Here is a 17,863-nt window from a genome sequence, read left to right on the forward strand (position 1 = left end):
GGGCGGTGCACGTTCTCCCGCTCGCTCGGGCCCGGGGTCGCGTCCGCGATCCACACACCGCCGTCGTCCGAGGGGTCGACGATGCCCGATTCCAGCCACTCGTAGGTGCCCGCCATGACTCCCTTGACGACCTTGCGGTCGAGGTCGTCGGTGTTGGACCACAGCCGGCCGAAGAGCTCCTCGACGCGCAGCCGGGACTGCCGGCAGAAGGCGTCGGCGAGTTGGTAGGCCTCGCGCCCGTGCTCGCCCCGGGCCCGCAGGTGCTCGGCGCGGACGCAGGCGGCGCTCATGGCGAACAGTTCGGCGCCGATGTCGACGACCCGGCCCAGGAAGCCCTGCTTGGTCTCCATGCGGCCCTGCCAGCGGGACATGCCGTAGAAGGTGGAGCGGGCCAGCTTGCGGGAGGTGCGCTCCACGTAGCGCAGGTGCGGGGAGAGGTCGACGCCGCGCTTGAACTCGCCGTACGAGTACGGCAGTTGCCCCTGTCCTGCGACCAGCTTCGGCAGCCACCTGGCGTAGAAGACGCCGGCGTTCGCGCCCGCCTTCGCCTTGTCCTGGAGGGACTTGTCGGGGTCGATGAGGTCACCGGCCACCGACAGGTGGGCGTCGACGGCCTCGCGGGCGATCAGCAGGTGCATGACCTCCGTCGAGCCCTCGAAGATGCGGTTGATGCGCAGGTCGCGCAGGACCTGTTCGGCGGGGACGCCGCGCTCGCCGCGGGCCCTGAGCGAGTCGGCCGTCTCGAAGCCCCGGCCGCCGCGGATCTGGATGAGCTCGTCGGCCATGAGCCAGGCCATCTCGGAGGCGTACAGCTTGGCGAGGGCGCCTTCGATGCGGATGTCGTTGCGGTCCTCGTCGGCCATCTGCGAGGCGAGGTCGGTGACGGCCTCCAGGGCGAAGGTGGTGGCCGCGATGAAGGAGATCTTGGAGCCGACGGCCTCGTGCTGGGCGAGCGGCTTGCCCCACTGCTCGCGCGCCGCCGACCACTCGCGGGCGATCTTCAGGCACCACTTGCCGGCCGCGACACAGGACGCGGGCAGCGACAGCCGTCCGGTGTTCAGCGTGGTGAGCGCGATCTTCAGGCCGGCGCCCTCGGGGCCGACGCGGTTGGCGGCGGGGACACGGACCTGGTGGAAGCGGGTGACGCCGTTCTCGATGCCGCGCAGGCCCATGAAGGCGTTGCGGTTCTCGACGGTGATGCCGGGCGAGTTGGTCTCCACGACGAAGGCGGTGATGCCGCCCTTGTGCCCCTCGGACTTCGGCACCCGCGCCATGACGACGAGGAGGTCGGCGACCACTCCGTTGGTCGTCCACAGCTTCACGCCGTCGAGGACGTAGTCTCCCCCATCGTCGGGCACGGCGGAGGTGGCGAGGCGGGCCGGGTCGGAGCCGACGTCGGGCTCGGTCAGCAGGAAGGCGCTGATGTCGGTGCGGGCGCAGCGCGGCAGGAACCGCTCCTTCTGCTCGGCGGTGCCGAACAGCTTCAGCGGCTGCGGTACGCCGATCGACTGATGGGCGGAGAGCAGGACACCGATCGCGGGACTCGCCGAGCCCGCCAGGGTGAGGGCCTTGTTGTAGTAGACCTGGGTGAGGCCGAGACCGCCGTACTTGGTGTCGATCTTCATGCCGAAGGCGCCGAGCTCCTTGAGGCCGTCGATCACCTCGTCGGGGATGCGGGCCTCGCGCTCGATGAGGGCGCCGTCGACCTTCGTCTCGATGAAGTCGCGCAGCTTGGCGAGGAACTCCTCGCCGCGCTGGGTGGCCTCGTCGGTGGGCATCGGGTGGGGGTGGATGAGGTCCAGGCGGAAGCGGCCGAGGAACAGTTCCTTGGCGAAACTGGGCTTGCGCCAGTCCTGTTGCCGGGCCTCCTCCGCCACTTGGCGTGCCTCACGCTCAGTGACAGTGGGCTTCGTGGGTGCTGCGGACATGAGGCTCACCTCGCCGCGAATCGGGATCTTGGGCCGTTTGGTTACCGACGGGTGCTACCCGATCGTATCTACCCGATTACCGGCGCGACCACCACCCCGCGCGCGACCGCTTGGCCGATGTCGGCGGATCGGGGGCCGGTCTGCGTGCGGACCGTACGCTGGAACCCCGGCCGCGGACCTCGCCGGGCGGCTTGCGCCGAACAGGTGCTCGCGCCGCATCGGAAAAATTGTCGAAGCGCTTCGACAACCTATGGACACCCACGCCCGCCGGGGCTAGTGTCGAACCACCCTCACACCTGACCCAGTACCTGTCGCGCAGTGTCGAAGCGCTTCACACAAGCTTGGAGAGCTGGATGGTCACCCTCGCCGAGGTCGCCCAGCACGCCGGAGTCTCGGCGAGCACGGTGAGCTATGTCCTCAGCGGCAAGCGGTCCATCTCCGCGACCACCCGGCAGCGGGTCGAGCAGAGCATCCGCGAGCTCGGCTACCACCCGAACGCGGGTGCCCGCGCCCTGGCCAGCAGCCGGTCGAACATCATCGCGCTGATGATCCCGCTGCGCACCGACATGTACGTGCCGGTGATGATGGAGATCGCCATCGCCGTGGCCACCACGGCCCGCACACACGGCTACGACGTCCTGCTGCTGACCGGCGAGGAGGGCCCCGACGCCGTGCGCCGGGTCACCGGCAGCGGGCTCGCGGACGCGATGATCCTGATGGACGTCGAACTGGACGACGAGCGGCTGCCGCTGCTGCGCGGCTCGCACCAGCCGTCCGTGCTGATCGGGCTGCCCGCCGACACCGCCGGGCTGACCTGCGTCGACCTCGACTTCAAGGCGACCGGTGCGCTGTGCGTGGAGCATCTGGCGACGCTGGGGCACCGCGACATCGCTGTCATAGGAGAGGCCCCGGCCGTCTACGAGCGGCACACCGGTTTCGCGGAGCGCACGCTGGACGGACTGCGGCTGCGTTCCCAGGAGTTGGGGATGCGGCTGCTGCACCGGCCGTGCGAGGGCGGGTACGACGCCATGGCCGTCACCCTCGCCCGGATCTTCGACGAGCGCCCGAGCACCACGGGGTTCGTCGTGCAGAACGAGTCGGCCGTCGAGCCGCTGCTCGCCCTGCTGCGCCGGCAGGGCCGCGCCGTGCCGGAGGACGTGTCGGTCGTCGCGATCTGCCCCGACCAGGTCGCCACGCAGGCCTCGGTGCGGCTGACGTCGGTCTCCATCCCCGCGCAGGAGATGGGCCGGCATGCCGTGCGGCAGCTGGCTGCCAAGCTGGACGGGCGCGGCAGCGACGAAGTCGTGCTGATCGCACCCGAGTTGACGGTCCGGGCGAGCACGGGTCCGGCACCGTCCGCCGCCCACTGACCACCGCACGTCCCGCCGCCCACCGATCATCCGCGCATCCCGCCGCCCACCGATCATCCGCGCATCCCGCCAGAGATTGATCATCCGCACCTCCCGCCACGCCCTGGTCATCGCACGCCCGCCACGGACCGATCACCGCACCACCGTGCCCCTGCCCGGGCACCGCCATGCCTGCACCCGCCTCCCTCCCCTGGAGCGCCCACGTGAATCAGCTCGCCGAAGACATGCCTCAGCCGGGCGCGGTCAGCCTCGCGCAGTCGTCGCCGACCGTCGGCACGTTCCGTGAGCGGGACGGTGCGCTGGAGTGGAGCGGCCGGCAGGAGACCGTCCGCGTCGAGCCGTGGGGGCCGGACGCGGTCCGGGTGCGGGCCCGGCTCGGCGGTCCGATCCTCGACGGGCTGCCGGGTGCGCTGCTCGACGAACCGCCGGCCACGGAGAGCTCGGTCAAGATCGGTGACGGGGAGGCGCAGCTGACCGTGGGCGCCCTGACCGTCCACGTGGACGCAGAGGGGCTGATCCGCTTCCTGCGCACCGAGGACTGCGCCGAGCTCCTCGCGGAGGCCCGCGCCCACTTCTGGTGGCCGGGCCCGCGTCTGTACACCGCCGTGGGCAACGGCCACCACCGCCTGGAGCAGCGGTTCGCCGCCTACGACGACGAGCAGCTGTACGGCCTCGGCCAGCACCAGCACGGCCGGTTCGACCAGAAGGGCCTGGTCCTGGACCTGGTGCAGCGAAACGCCGAGGTCGGCATCCCGGTGCTCGCCTCCAGCCGCGGCTACACCCTGCTGTGGAACAACCCGGCGATCGGCCGGGTGGAACTCGCGCACAACGGCACCCGCTGGGTCGCCGACTCCGCCCGCCAGATCGACTACTGGATCACCGCGGGCACCCCGGCCGACGGCCAGCGCCGCTACAGCGCGGCGACAGGCCGTACGCCGATGCTGCCGGAGTGGGCCGCGGGCTTCTGGCAGTGCAAGCTGCGCTACCGCACACAGGCCGAACTCCTGGGCGTGGCCCGGGAGTACAAGCGCCGGGGTCTGCCCATCTCGGCGATCGTGTGCGACTTCTTCCACTGGACGCACCTGGGCGAGTGGAAGTTCGACCCCGCCGAGTGGCCGGACCCGGCGGCCATGGTCCGCGAACTGCAGGAGCTGGGCATCAAGCTGGTGGTGTCCGTGTGGCCGTCGGTGTCACCGCTGAGCGAGAACCATCCCGTGATGGAGCAGCGCGGCTACTTCATCGGCACCCAGTACGGCCCGATGGCACACGCCGACTGGCCCGACAAGGAGGTCGCCTCCACCGTCCAGATCGCCTTCTACGACGCCACCAACCCCGAGGCCCGGGAGTTCGTGTGGTCGAGGATCAAGGAGAACTACCTCGACCCGTACGGCATCACGGCCTTCTGGCTGGACGCCTGCGAGCCGGAGCTCAAGCCCGGTTTCCCGGAGAACCTGCGCTACTGGGCGGGCCCCGGTCTGGAGGTCGGCAACTGCTACCCGGCCGAGAACTCCCGCACCTTCTACGAGGGGCTCAGCGCGTGCGGCGAGGAGGAGATCGTCACCCTCAACCGCTCGGCGTGGGCGGGCAGCCAGCGCTACGGCGCCGCCCTGTGGTCCGGTGACATCGGCACCGACTTCCCGACCCTGCGCCGGCAGATCGCGGCCGGCCTGAACACCGCCATGTCCGGCATCCCGTGGTGGAACACGGACATCGGCGGCTTCCACGGCGGCGACCCGGACGACCCCGCCTACCGCGAGGTCATGATCCGCTGGTTCCAGTTCGGCGCCCTGTCCCCGCTGATGCGTCTGCACGGCTTCCGCGACCCCGGCATGCCGCTCGGCCCGGAGATGACCGGCGGCCCGAACGAGGTCTGGTCCTACGGCGAGCAGGCCGGCCCGATCCTGGAGGCGTACCTGCGGCTGCGCGAGCGCCTGAAGCCGTACGTCCTCGACGTCATGCGCGAGGCCCACGAGGAGGGCCTGCCGGTGATGCGGCCGCTGTTCCTGGAGTTCCCCGCCGACAAGCCGTGCTGGCAGGTCGCCGACGCCTATCTGCTCGGCGCGGACCTGCTGGTGGCGCCGGTCCTGGAGCCGGGCGCGACGACCCGGACGGCGTACCTTCCGGCCGGGGCACGGTGGACGGACGCCTGGACCGCACAGGCGTACGAAGGCGGGCACGCCGTCACCGTCGACGCCCCGCTGGACCGCATCCCGCTGTTCCTGCGGGACGGGGCACGGCTGCCGATCAAGGAGTAGCCCAACTCCCCATCCTGTACGACGAGTTAGGCGCGATAGGGTCATCCCGTGTCCATGCCTCCCCTCGCTCTCGCCCTGGCCGATCAGCTGCTGCGGCCGGCGTTCGGCTCCCGGCGCAGGCCCGACCGGATCTTCGACCGCATCGTCGTGGAGACGGGACAGGCTCAGGGCGACGGGCAGTTCGTCGACGACTTCCGGGCGCTGCTGGGCTGGTGGGCGAGGGCCGACAACCTCACGCCGGTCGGCTGGCAGTCCGCGCAGGTCTTCGTGCGCCGGCATCTCGCCAACCGGGCCCGGATCCGGAAGCTGATCGCCGAGCGTCCGCAGATCGAGCGGGAGAGAATCGAGAAGCCGGTCTTCGTGGTGGGCCTGCCGCGCACCGCGACCACGGTCACGCACGGCGTGCTGGCGCTGTCGGCTCAGCACCGCGGCCCACTGCTGTGGGAACTGCTCACCCCTGACCTGGAGTTGCCACCGCGGGAGCGCCGCAAGGCGATCACGGCCGGGCGCCGGATGGTCCAGGGCACCCACCTGTTCACGCCGCGCTTCCGCGACATCCACCCGATGGCCGCCGAGGGCCCGGAGGAGTGCACCTTCGCCCTGCCGCACGCCCTGATGCCGCTGTCGCAGGCGCTGATCCCCGAGTACACGGCGTGGTACCGCGAGCGGGAGTTCACCGACGACTACCGGTATCTCAAGCAGGTGTTCCAGGTCCTGCAGTACGGCCGTCCGAGGCGCCGCTGGGTGCTGAAGTCCCCGCTGCACCTGGGCAATCTGGACGCGCTGCACCGGGTGTTCCCGGACGCCACGCTCGTGTGGTGCCACCGTGACCCGGTCACCGCCGTGGCCTCGTTCTGCAGCCTGATCGAGCACGGCATGACCGTCAGCACCCGCCCGCTCGACCTGCACGGCATCGGCGCCACCTGGTTCGGCCTGCTCTCCCGCGCCATGCGACGCGGGCTCGCGGCCCGTGCTGCACTCCCCGGGGAGGCGGTCGTGGACGCCCCGTACTCCTGGCTCGGCGCCGAGCCGGCCACCGGTGCCCCCAAGCTCTACGACGCGGTCGGCGCACGCTGGACGGAAGCGGAGGCCGCCCGGCTCGCCGGTGTGGTCGCCCGTCCGAAGGGCACCCGGCCGCACCGCTACGACCTGGCCCGCTACGGCCTGGACCGCGACGAGGTCGAGGCCGCCTTCGTGGACTACAACGCGCTGCGGGCCGAGGTCGACCCCGCCTGAGGCGAGACGTGGGCCGGCCCCGGCCGCGTGACACGTCAGCTGCTGCTGACGGTCAGATTGTTGGTGACGAAGTCCAGGCCGCCCGACGACGAGGTGATCTCGTAGCCGAACTGGACGTCACCGATGGTCTCGCCGCTGGACATCCAGCCCTTGGTGCCGGCGATCCAGGTGAGGATCGGCTTGATGTCGACGCTCCCGGAGCTGGAGTCGGAGGTCCGCAGGAACGAGAACACCTCGTTGGCCCCGTTGTTGCCCTTGTAGACGGTCCAGGTGTGACCGCCCAGGGTGACGTTGCCCTGCGAGGTGCCGAGGGGGCCGACGGCGCCGTTGTAGTTGACCCAGAGCATGATCTCGTAGTCGTAGTCGGTGTCCCAGATGTCGTACGACGTGTTGTACGCGCCGGACGACGGGACCGTGACGTTGTAGTTGCTGGTGAGAGAGCCGAGGGAGGCGATCGTCTTGTTGATCACCTTCTTGGAGTTCGGGTAGGACTTGATGCCGCCGGTGCCCGGGTGGTTGGCCCAGACGCCCCAGTTGGTGCCGGAGTTGGCCCAGACACACTGGCTGCCGGCGCCGGAGCCCCAGATGTTGTTGTAGAGCGTGTAGCCGTTCAGGCTGGTGTTGCCCCACTGGTCGCAGGAGTTCCAGACGGCGGCCGAGGCGGGGGCGGACGCGAGGCCGACGACGGCGCCGAGGGCCATCGCCGGGGCCAGCACGGCCGTGGTGATCTTGCGCAGTGTGCTCTTTGCCATGGTGTCCCTTCCATGGGTGGGGGGGAATCGCCTTGGAATTGCGGGGAGGTCACCACGCCCCGAGGCTGAGGACGTGGTCTTCTCCGGCGACGAGGTCGAGCGGACGCGCGGCGCGATCGCCGTCGCCGGGGGAAGTCCGGAGTTCGATGCGCAGGGTGCGGGTCGGCATGAGGACGGCCGTGGCACCTTCGGGGCCCCAGCTCAGATCGAGCCGCGCCCCGAACCGGGTGCGGATGCCGCTGAGCCGCCCCCGCGGGCAGGTCCGCGGGACCGCGGGCAGCAGGACCAGCCGGTCGGGGGTCGACTGTACGAGCATCTCGATCAGTACGGCGGGCAGCGTGTGCGCGGCGTCCGCGTTGTAGACGTCGCGGCGGGGGTAGTGGGCGCTCATCAGGGAGGCGTGGAAGAAGTCGCCGCCGAGGACCTGGTCGAGGGCGTTGGCGACGCGCTCGCCGTCCCCGAGCCGGGCCGCGATCAGGGCGTGGTGCAGATGGCCGTGCGCGGAGTCGTTCTCGGCACCACGGAGTTCCAGGGCGCGGCGCGCGGCGACCGCGAGGCCGGGGGTGTCGTACGGGGTGATCTCGTCGAGCGGCCAGACACCGTAGAGGTGGCTGAGGTGGCGGTGGTCGTAGCTGTCCTCCAGGCCGGGCGCGGCCCATTCCGCGAGGGCGCCGTCGGCGTTGATCCGGTGCGGCGGGAGGCGGTCGGCGAGGGCGCGCCAGCGGTCGGCCCCGGAGGTGCCCGGGTGGTAGCGGGCGGCGGTGCGCAGGGCGTGCCGGGCCGCCGAGAGGTCCATGGCGGCGTTGACGCTGCCCCAGCTCGCGTTCGCCGGGCGGTTCTCCGGCGAGTAGGACGGGACGACGACGAGATGGCCGTCCTCGTCGGTGCGGGTGAGGAAGTCCTCGTAGAACAGGGCGACTTCGGCGAGGACGGCCGCGGTGCGCGGGTCGCGCTCGCCCCAGGTCTCGTCGTGGTCGACGAGGGGTTTGAGGAGCCAGTCGGCGCCCGCGGTCCACAGGTGCAGGGGGTACTCGCGGCTGAAGTGGTAGACGTGCCCGGACTCGCCGTCGGTGTGGGCGGGCGCCACGACGCCCCGGGTGCCGAAGACCGCGCGGGCGTTGTCGCGCCAGTGTGCGACCTGGCCGTGCACGAGGGCGGCGTGGGCCTCGGTCACCTCCGGGAGCGCTGCGGCCGCGGCCGAGGCGGTCTGGAGGTTGAGGTTGGCGTCGGTCGTGAAGGCACCCGACCACGCCGTGTTCCAGTCGCCGGTCCACAGGCCGGTGAGGCGCGGCGGCAGCATGCCGGAGGCGGACAGCAGGTGGTAGCGGCCGGCCGCGAAGAGGCGCTCCAGGAGGGCGGCGCTCTTCGGACGGCGGACCAGCTCAGAGCCGGGCAGGGCCCTTTCGGTGTCGTCCGCGTCGAGGTCGAGGCCGGCGCGGAGACAGGCAGGGCGGTGCAGGGCCCGGTGGCGGGCGAGGAGAACGGTGTACGGGTCGTCGTCGGCGTCCTCGGGCAGGAGTGCGCGCAGTTCGCGTGCCTCGGCGAGGACGTCCGGCTCGCCGGTGTGGCGCCGGACCCGGGTGAGCAGGAGCAGGGCACCGGCGTTCTCGATCCGGATGCCGGGGAGCGAGGTGCGGGTGCGGCCGCCGGTGACGACGGCGAGGGTGATGCCCGTGTAGGCGCGGTCGCTGCCGGAGTAGCGGACGCGGAGGGTGAGGAGTGCGCCTTCGGGGGTGAGGACGGTGCCGTGACCGACCGCCAAGGCGCCGGGTGCGCCCGGCAGTTGGTGGTCGAGGGTCACTTCGGCGGTGAGGCCGGGCTCGGTGACGCGGTGGACGATGACGTCGTCGGCGCGGGAGACGAAGGCCTCGCTCTGCCAGGCGCCCCGCACGGCCGTGCAGACGCCGGTGGTGAAGTCGACCTCGCGGCGGTAGTCCGCGTGCACCCCGGTGGCCGAGCGGCTCAGCCGTATCCGGAAGGCGGGGTGGAAGGGCTGCACCCACTGGAGTTCCCGCCCGTCGGTGAAGGACTCGGCGGCGGTGACGTCCCCGGCCAGCAACCGGTCCTGGAGCAGCGGGAGTTCGGCGGCCAGGGCGGGCGGTCGGGCGTGTTCGCCGCCGTTGGGGCGGACCAGGGTGTGATGGTTGACGACGACCCGGTCGACGTTCGGATCACCGAACACCATGATGCCGTGTCGTCCGTTCCCGCTCAGGAAGGCGTCCTCCCAGCGGGCGGCGGGAGCCGGCTCCCAGGTGCCCTGCACGGGCCCGCTCATGAGACGGCCTCCAGGACGGCCACCCCGTACCGCCCGAGCTCGACCGCGTCGGTGACCTCGGTGCCGGTCAGCAGATCGCGATGGCGGCCCGGCACCGGCACGGTGACGTGATCGCGCCCGTGGTGGAGCAGGAACAGCAGCCCGCCGCGCCGTACCGCTTCCACCCCGGCCGGAAGTCCGGCGAGGGTCGGCCGTACGCCCGCCTCGGCGGCGATGTCGGCGAGCAGCGCGCGCAGGGCGTGCGGCTCGGGGAGGGTGGAGAGGTACCGGGCGCGGCCCTTGCGCAGGACCGCCGGGAGCCCGTCCAGCTCGCCGCCCTTGTACGGGACGACGGCGTCGACGTCGTCCGCCGCCTCGATCTCCTCGGACCACAGGGTGCCGCGGAATCCGTCGGCGTCCACCGTCTCCCCCGCGTCCAGCGGCCACCACTCGTGCAGCACGCGGATGCCGAACAGGTCGCGCAGCCGGACGTCCATGCCGCCCTCGCGGACCCGGTCGTCCTCGTCGGCGACGCCGGTCTGGAAGCCGGCGACGAGGCTGCCGCCGGCCTCGACGTGGGCGACCAGGTTGTCGATCGCCGCGTCCGTCATGAGGTACAGCTGCGGTACGACGACCAGCCGGTAGCCGGACAGGTCGTGCTCGGGGTGGGCGAAGTCGGCGACGGTGTGCGCCTCCCACAGGGCGCGGTGCCAGGCACGGACGACCTGTGCCAGGTCGGTCTCGCGGGAGAGCCGTCCGTCCTGCTCGCCCGCCCACCAGGCGTTCCAGTCGAGGAGTACGGCGACCTCGGCGGCCTCGACCCGGGTCCCCGCCGTCTTCCCGCTCAGCAGGGCGAGTTCGGTGCCGATCCGCTTGACCTCCCGGAAGGTGCGGCCCCGCTCACCGGCGTGGCCGACCATCCCGGAGTGGAACTTCTCCGAGCCCTGCCGGGACTGGCGCCACTGGAAGTAGCAGACGGCGTCGGCGCCGCGGGCCACCGCCTGGAGGGACCAGAGCCGGTTGAGGCCGGCGGGCTTGGGATGGTTGACCCCGCGCCAGTTGACCGGGCCCGCGGCCTGCTCCATCACCGTCCAGGGGCCGCCCCGGGCCTGCGAGCGGGTCATGTCGTGCACCAGCGCACCGTACTGCCCGCCGAACGGATCCCTCGGATCCGGGTAGACGTCGATGGAGACGACGTCCTCCTCCTCGGCCCACCGCCAGGCGTCCAGGCCCTGCCACAGCGCCATGAAGTTGGTCGTCACCGGGATGTGCGGAGTGTGCCGGGCCACGATGTCGCGTTCGGCGAGGTAGCACTCCAGCAGGGCGTCGGAGGTGAAGCGCCGGAAGTCCAGCACCTGGGTGGGGTTCTTCATGTAGTGCGCCCGGCGCGGCGGCAGGACCTCGTGCCAGTCGCCGTAGCCCTGGCTCCAGAAGGCCGTTCCCCAGGCCCGGTTGAGGACTTCGAGCGTGCCGTACCTGGCCTGGAGCCAGCCGCGGAAGGCGTCCTCGGCCTCGTCGCCCCAGTCGTAGGTGCAGTACTCGTTGTTGATGTGCCACATCCGCAGCGCGGGGTGGCTGCCGTAGCGGGCGGCGAGGTCCTCGGTGATGGCGGCGGCGTAGCGGCGGTAGGTCGCGCTGGAGTGGGAGAAGTGCTGACGGGAGCCCCACCACTCGGTCCGGCCGTCCTCGTCGCGCGGGAGCGTCTCGGGGTGCAGGCGGCCCATCCAGGGCGGCGGTGAGGAGGTCGGGGTGGCGAGGACGACGCCGATGCCGTTCTCGTGCATCAGGTCCATCAGCCGGTCCAGCCAGCCGAACTCCCGTGCGCCCGGCCGGGGTTCGAGCTTCGCCCAGGAGAAGACGCCGAGGGTGACCGAGTTGACCCCGGCCTCCCTCATCAGCCGGACGTCCTCGTGCCAGGTCTCCTCGGGCCACTGCTCGGGGTTGTAGTCGCCGCCGAAGAGGATGCGGCCGCGGGTGGCGTCGCTCAGGGCAGGTCCTTTTCGTTCCGGCATCAGGCGGGCTCCCCGTACTGCACGCCCCGCCCGTTGGTGGCGAGGTAGACACGGCCGTGGATCCGCGGGTCGCCGGTGACGGCGGCGCCGATCCAGCCCCACTGGTGCCGGTCGTCGTTGATCCGCACCCAGGTCCCCGCCTCGTCGTCGGAGCGGTACACGGCGGTGATGGCCTCGGTCGAGCCGACCAGGTAGACCGCCGGGTAGGACGCGCCCCGGGCGGCCCTGCCGAAACCGAGGGTGTACGAGGCCCAGCAGCTGGAGACCTTGGTGAAGGTCGCGCCCCCGTCGGTGGAGCGGTACAGCCCGTTCCACTTGAGGCTCAGCCACAGGTCGCCGGACCGGCCGGGCGCCACGGCCAGCTGGAACTCCCTGTCGCCCGAGCTGAGCCCGCCGGCCCGCGCGGCGAAGGTCAGGCCGCCGTCGGTGCTGGCGTGGAGGGTGCCGGTCGCGGTGTCGAAGGCGTAGAACACGGACGGGTCGACCGGGTCCGCGACCGGGGTGGCCCCCTTCGGGAACGTGGTGACCTCCGACCAGGTGGCGCCGTTGTCGGCGGAGCGCCGCGCCGCGTACGGAGTGCCGTCCCAGTGCACGAAGGACCACAGCAGCACGCCGCCGTCGGCGTTGGCGGCGATCGGTCCGGGCGCGTCCTTGGCGATGGCGGGCTGCGCGGGGAAGGGCGCCCAGGTCCGCCCGCCGTCGTCGGAGTACGCGCCGTTGCCGTGGTCGCCCCATCCCGCACGGACGACGTACGACGGCCTGGCCGCCGCCTGCGCGAGACCCGTGGCGGTCCCGAAAATCGGGTGGGCGGCCATGCCACGCGCCGGGGACGCGGTGAGCGACTCGTGGTACATCACGCCGATGTCCCCGTTGCCGCTGATCAGGTGTGCCTTCCCGGTCGGCGGCGAGATCAGCTGACGGACCGAGGTCTCCTCCAGGCCGCGGATCCGCGGGGCCCAGTGCCTGAGGTCCCGGGTGCCGTAGAGGGTCGCGCCCGTGCCGTACAGGAGGTGCCGGGAGTCGTACGGGTCGAGGGCGACCGCCTGGATCCACCAGCCGAACTTGGGCTCGTCCTCACCCCACTTGAGGTAGGGCGTCTCGGAGACGTCGAGGACGGCCGTGTCCTTCAGGGACGTCCAGCTGCGGCCGCCGTCGGTGGTCCGGTACAGGGTGTCGACGGCGGCCCACCGGTTGTTGGTGGAGACGACGACGGTACCGGGGCGACGGGCGTCGACGGCGACACCGCCGTACCCGAAGGTGTCGGTGCCGCCGGGCTGCACCGGGGTGACCTCGGTCCACGCGCCGTCCGTCGTACGCAGCCGGTGCACACTGCCGTCCGCCTGGCCGTTGGGCCCGGGGGCGTCGGCGTACGTCACGTACAGCTCGCGGGTGTGGCGGTCGTACGCGGCGCGGACCGGCACCTTGGCGGCGGTGCCGGTGGGCAGGCCGGGGACGGTCTCCCAGGTGTTGCCGTCGGACGTGCGGTACAGGTTGGGCCGGTCCGCCGTGCCGTCGGAGTCGCCCCAGCCGGCGTAGACGGCACGGCCGGCGGCGACGAGGAAGGTGATGCCCTGACCGGTGCCGCCCGGGTCGGCGGGGAACTCCGCCGACCGCCAACTCGCTCCCCTGTCGCCCGACTTGAGCAGCCCGTCGTGCCGGGTGCCGAGCCACAGCGTGTCGCTGTCCCGAGGGTCGACGAGCAGCCGCTCCCCGCACCCCCGCCCGTCCTCGTTGGCCCCGAGTTTCACGGTGAGATCGGTGCGCTGCCAGGTGCTCCCGCGGTCCTCGGAGCGCAGGACGGCCCCATTGCCGGCCCACGACTGGGCGTAGGTGCCGAGCGCGAGGTACAGCCGGTCGGGGTGCTGCGGATCGACGGCCATCGCCTCCACCCCGAGCAGATTCCAGTCGTCCCACCCGATGTGATCGATCAACGGCACCCACCGCTCGCCCCGTTCGTCCCAGCGATAGGCACCCCCGATGTCGGTACGGGCGTAGGCGAGTCCACGGGCGGAGGGGTGGAAGAGCACTCCGGTGACGAACCCGGTGCCGCCCATGACGGCGGTGCGCCAGCGGTACGCCCGTCCGGCGGCTTGGGCGGTACTCGAAAGCAACGGCACCGTGCTGAGCCCGGCGACCGCCGCGGCCCCGGTGAGAACCACACGTCTGCTGGGTCGGGACGTACGCATGGACATACCTCGACTCCTGGAAGAGGGGACTGGAGAACCCAAGGGGCGCGGGGAACCGCGCGACCCGCCACAACCGACCCGCAGCCGCCCATCAGCCCTTGACGGCCCCTGTGAGCATGCCTTTCTTGAAGTGCTTCTGGACAAAGGGAGAAAGCACGGCGACAGGCAGCAGCGCCATGACCATCACGGCCATCTGCACGGCCAGCCCCGACAGCTGCCCCGTCTTGATGGCCTGCCCCAGCCCGACCGGCGCCTCCTGCTTCTGCACGAGCTGGATCATGACGTTCTGCAGCGGCATCATGTCCTGGTCGTTCAGATACAGCGAGGCGTTGAACCAGGCGCTCCAGTACCCCACCGCGTAGAACAGCGTGATCACCGCGATGACGGCCCGCGACAACGGCATGACGATCTGCCAGAGGATCCGAAGGTCCCCGGCGCCGTCGATGCGCGCGCTGTCGATGAGTTCCTGCGAGATCCCCATGAAGAACCCGCGCAGCACGAGGATGTTGAACACGCTCACCGCACTCGGCAGGATCAGCGCGAGATAGGAATCCGTCAGCCCGAGGGTCTGCACCAGCAGATACGTCGGGATGAGCCCGGCGCTGAAGAACATCGTCGCCAGCAGGGTCAGCAGGATCCAGCGGTGCCCCAGCGACCCGGTCCGCGACAGACCGTACGCGCACAGCACGGACACGGCCATCGAGAACAGCGTGCCGACGAGGGTGACCAGAACGCTGATGACGGCCGCCCGGGTGACCTGCCCGCCGCTCAGCAGCTCCTTGTAGGCGATGAAGGTGATGTCCTTCGGCACCATCACCAGACCGCCGGCCTCGTCGATCGTCCTGCGCGACGACAGGCTCGTCACTACGACGATCCACAGCGGGAAGAGGATCCCGAGGCAGGCCAGCGTCAGCGCGAGCCCCTTGCCCGCGAGGCCGGCCCCGGAGGGCTCCTCCTCCCAGCCCGGCCGGGGCGGCGCAGCCCACCGGCCGGGCCCGCGCACCGTCTTGTCGATCACGGCGGTCACTTCCTGTACACCCCCTGCTCGCCCATGAGATGGGCCACCTTGTTCGCGGCGAGCACCAGTCCGAGGCTGACGACGCCCTTGACCAGGCCGGCGGCGGCCGCGTAGCCGAAGTCCTGGTTGCGCACGCCGTTCCACCACACGAAGGTGTCGAGGACCTCGGCGGCGCCCGGTCCGACCATGTCCCGCTGCAGCAGGATCTGTTCGAAGCCGACGGTCAGCGCGTCGCCGACGCGCAGCACCAGCAGCAGGGCGATCACCGGGCGCAGCGCGGGAAGCGTGACGTGCCACATGCGGCGCCAGCGGTTCGCGCCGTCCATCGCGGCGGCCTCGTAGAGGTCGGGCGGTACCGAGGCGAGCGCGGCGAGGAACACGATGATCCCCCAGCCGGCGTCCTTCCACACGCTCTGCGCCGTGATCAGCAGCGGGAAGGTGCTCGGGTCCGTCATGAAGTCGAGGCCGTCGTAGCCGTGCTGCCGCAGCAGCTGGGAGAAGATCCCGGCGCCGCCGAACAGTTGCTGGAACACGGCGATGACCAGCACCCAGGAGAAGAAGTGCGGCAGATACAGGATCGCCTGTGAGACCGCCCGTATCCGGGGCCTGACCACGCTGTTGATGAGCAGCGCGAGCAGGACCGGGATCGGGAAGAACAGCACGAGCTGGAGGAAGAAGAGGATCAGCGTGTTCTGGACGGCGTTCCAGAAGGCCGAGTCCTCGAAGATCCGCTGGAAGTTCTCCATGCCCACGAAGGGGCTGTTCAGAATGGAGACGACGCCGTTGTCGCTGATGTAGGGGTCGTAGTCCTGGAAGGCGACGACGTTGCCGAGGATCGGTGTGTAGTTGAAGAGCAGGACCAGCACGACGGCCGGCAGCGTCATCAGGAGGAGCACCCGGTCGCGCCGGAATCTGACCTTCAGGCCCAGCTTCCCCGACCGGCCCCGACCCGGGGAGCCGGGGGCGCCGCCGGACGCGACCGGGGTCTTCTCCCCCGGGGTCCTGCTCTTCGCCTCGGTCCTGCTCCGAGGCACCGTGCTGTGCGACACGGCCTTCTCCTTGCCTCGAACCCGGGATCAGTTGGCCGCGCTGCCGTTCTCGTCGAGGATCTTCTTGTACCAGTCGCGGAGCTTGTCGCCGCCCTTGCTCTTCCAGTCGGAGACGGCCTGCTGCATGTCGCCGATCTTCTTGCGGCCGCGGACGATGTCGTCCTCCAGTTGCTCGAAGTCGTTGGAGAGGTTGGTGTAGCGGGCGGGCTCGGTGATCTGCATGCCCCAGAACGACGACTTCTTGGTGAGCGCGCCCATCCGCTGCTGCCACTCCACCTGCGCCGCGGCGATGTCCGGGAAGTCGGGGTGGGCGAGGGTGGAGGCGGGGCTCGCGACCATGACGTAGGCGTTGAGGACCTCGTTGTTGCCCTGGTCGGTCTTGACCGGGACGCCGTCCTTGAGGGTGTAGTGGGTGCCCTCGACGCCGTAGTTGGTGAGCATGTACTCCTTGGTGCCGTACGGCGCCGCGGTCACGTTGGCGACGGCCAGCGCGTCGCGGACCACGGCCTCGGAGGCGTTCTTGTTGATGAACGCGAAGATGCCGGCGGGCTGTGCCGCCCACGGGGTGGGGCCGCTGCCGCCGGCGCCGAAGATGTCCATGCCGGAGACCTTGAAGTCCGGGTTCTGGGTGGCCTGGGAGGCGGTGAGGCCGTACCAGCTGGAGATGTCGTTGTTGTAGATCAGGAACTCACCGGCGGCGAACTTGGTGGCCGGGTCGGTGGCCTGGCTCTTGCCGAGCTTGAAGTCGGGGTGGACGACGCCGACCGCGAACAGCTTGCGCGTCCACTCCAGGGCCTCCAGGTACTCCTCGGTCTCGATGCGGTAGACCAGCTTGCCGTCGACGAGGTTCCAGCCGAGCGGCTTCTCCGAACCGGACAGCACGCCGAAGGAGTTGAACGCGGTCCACTTCATGTCACCGCAGGCCCACACCTTGGCCTTGGCGTTGGTGATGTCCTTCGCCAGCGCCAGGAACTCGTCGGTGGAGGTGGGGACCTGGTACCCCTCCTTGTCGAAGACGTCCTGACGGTAGAGGGGCACGATGTTGGTGACGTACGACGCCGGCATCGGCAGTCCGCGCAGCGCGCCGCCGAATATGGAGCGCTGCCAGGCGTCGGTCGGGATCGCCGCGAGGTTGGGGTACCTCTTGACCTCGTCCCCGGAGAGGTAGGGGCCGAGGTCGGCGAACTTGCTGATGATGGCGCTGGGTATCCTGCCGCCCATGTTCCAGCCGGGGACCACGACGACGTCGGGGACGTCGCTGGAGGCGAGGACCGCGCCGAGCTTCTGGTCGTAGGTGTTGCCGTCCTGGTTCTGCCACCGGACGTCGACGCCGATCAGGTCGTTCATCGCCGTGTAGTAGGGGTTGTTCCCCTTCGGCGGGGAGCCCCAGAACGGCGACATGACGGTGACCTTGCCGCCCTTGCCGAGCTTCTTCGCGACCGACGTCTTCAGGTCCGCGATGTCCAGCTTGCCGGTGAAGCCGTTCGAGGAGCCGTTCTTCGACGGGATGTCCGGCGTCACCACGCTGCCGGCCACGTACGTCGGCAGGATCTTCTTCGCGTCCTTGCCCGAGGTGGTCCCCTCACGCGAACCGCTGTCCGAACCGCCGCAGGCGGCGAGCAGCGGCATCCCGCCGGCCACCGCCGCGGTGGCGACCGCCGTGGAGGCGAGGAAGCTTCTCCGGCTCGGTCCGGAGGAGGCGGAGGAGGCGGCTTTCGGCGTCATTGCGTCAACCCCACTGTCGAAGCGCTTCGATGTTGCAGTGAGGTTAAGTGACCGCCCATGGGCGCACAAGAGTCGCTT

11 protein-coding genes are annotated in these 17,863 nt (G+C 70.8%); 3 read left to right on the forward strand and 8 right to left on the reverse strand.

The features are described from left to right. The coding region (locus tag AC3ETA_RS40705) for an acyl-CoA dehydrogenase family protein (protein WP_432197938.1) at positions 1–1,928 on the reverse strand (1,928 nt) is incomplete at its 3' end. Positions 1,929–2,281: 353 nt separating this feature from the next. On the opposite strand from AC3ETA_RS40705, the gene AC3ETA_RS40710 reads away from it, so the two are divergent. The 3 genes from AC3ETA_RS40710 (at position 2,282) to AC3ETA_RS40720 (ending at position 6,789) form a co-directional block, all read left to right on the forward strand. Then, positions 2,282–3,298 (forward strand): LacI family DNA-binding transcriptional regulator, encoded by a 1,017-nt coding sequence (locus AC3ETA_RS40710; RefSeq protein WP_432197939.1) that lies wholly within the window; start codon positions 2,282–2,284, stop codon positions 3,296–3,298. 203 nt (positions 3,299–3,501) lie between these two features. After that, positions 3,502–5,553 carry a glycoside hydrolase family 31 protein gene (locus tag AC3ETA_RS40715; RefSeq protein ID WP_432197940.1) on the forward strand — a complete coding sequence of 684 codons (2,052 nt, stop codon included), beginning with the start codon at positions 3,502–3,504 and terminating at the stop codon, positions 5,551–5,553. A 48-nt stretch (positions 5,554–5,601) separates the two neighbouring features. Further along, complete coding sequence (locus AC3ETA_RS40720) at positions 5,602–6,789, forward strand: sulfotransferase family protein (RefSeq protein ID WP_432197941.1); 1,188 nt, start codon at positions 5,602–5,604, stop codon at positions 6,787–6,789. A gap of 35 nt (positions 6,790–6,824) precedes the next feature. On the opposite strand, the gene AC3ETA_RS40725 is transcribed toward AC3ETA_RS40720, so the two are convergent. From AC3ETA_RS40725 to AC3ETA_RS40755, 7 genes are all read right to left on the reverse strand, one after another. After that, positions 6,825–7,541 (reverse strand): glycoside hydrolase family 12 protein, encoded by a 717-nt coding sequence (locus tag AC3ETA_RS40725; RefSeq protein WP_432197942.1) that lies wholly within the window; start codon positions 7,539–7,541, stop codon positions 6,825–6,827. Between the two features lie 49 nt (positions 7,542–7,590). Continuing rightward, a complete protein-coding gene (locus tag AC3ETA_RS40730; RefSeq protein WP_432197943.1) occupies positions 7,591–9,816 on the reverse strand; it encodes a glycosyl hydrolase family 95 catalytic domain-containing protein in 2,226 nt (741 codons plus the stop codon). Continuing rightward, positions 9,813–11,807, reverse strand: coding sequence for a beta-galactosidase (locus AC3ETA_RS40735; RefSeq protein WP_432197944.1), 1,995 nt, complete (start codon positions 11,805–11,807; stop codon positions 9,813–9,815). Before AC3ETA_RS40735 ends, AC3ETA_RS40730 begins: the two co-directional genes overlap by 4 nt. Continuing rightward, the gene (locus AC3ETA_RS40740; protein ID WP_432197977.1) at positions 11,807–13,993 is read right to left on the reverse strand and encodes a WD40/YVTN/BNR-like repeat-containing protein; all 2,187 of its coding nucleotides are present in this window, start codon (positions 13,991–13,993) and stop codon (positions 11,807–11,809) included. The genes AC3ETA_RS40735 and AC3ETA_RS40740 overlap by 1 nt, the downstream gene beginning before the upstream one ends. Before the next feature lie 91 nt (positions 13,994–14,084). Next, positions 14,085–15,020: a carbohydrate ABC transporter permease gene (locus AC3ETA_RS40745; RefSeq protein ID WP_432197945.1), complete on the reverse strand. Its 936-nt coding sequence runs from the start codon at positions 15,018–15,020 to the stop codon at positions 14,085–14,087. Further along, complete coding sequence (locus AC3ETA_RS40750; RefSeq protein WP_432197946.1) at positions 15,017–16,060, reverse strand: ABC transporter permease; 1,044 nt, start codon at positions 16,058–16,060, stop codon at positions 15,017–15,019. Before AC3ETA_RS40750 ends, AC3ETA_RS40745 begins: the two co-directional genes overlap by 4 nt. Positions 16,061–16,087: 27 nt before the next feature. Next, positions 16,088–17,785: an extracellular solute-binding protein gene (locus tag AC3ETA_RS40755; RefSeq protein WP_432197947.1), complete on the reverse strand. Its 1,698-nt coding sequence runs from the start codon at positions 17,783–17,785 to the stop codon at positions 16,088–16,090. Positions 17,786–17,863 lie beyond the last annotated feature (78 nt).

It is taken from the genome of Streptomyces sp. bgisy027, from assembly GCF_057710365.1.

Coding starts and splice junctions, on each gene's coding strand:
- AC3ETA_RS40710 (WP_432197939.1), top strand. CDS start 2,282: ATGGTCACCCTCGCCGAGGTCGCCCAGCACGCCGGAGTCTCGGCGAGC.
- AC3ETA_RS40725 (WP_432197942.1), bottom strand. CDS start 7,541: ATGGCAAAGAGCACACTGCGCAAGATCACCACGGCCGTGCTGGCCCCG.
- AC3ETA_RS40730 (WP_432197943.1), bottom strand. CDS start 9,816: ATGAGCGGGCCCGTGCAGGGCACCTGGGAGCCGGCTCCCGCCGCCCGC.
- AC3ETA_RS40735 (WP_432197944.1), bottom strand. CDS start 11,807: ATGCCGGAACGAAAAGGACCTGCCCTGAGCGACGCCACCCGCGGCCGC.
- AC3ETA_RS40740 (WP_432197977.1), bottom strand. CDS start 13,993: ATGCGTACGTCCCGACCCAGCAGACGTGTGGTTCTCACCGGGGCCGCG.
- AC3ETA_RS40755 (WP_432197947.1), bottom strand. CDS start 17,785: ATGACGCCGAAAGCCGCCTCCTCCGCCTCCTCCGGACCGAGCCGGAGA.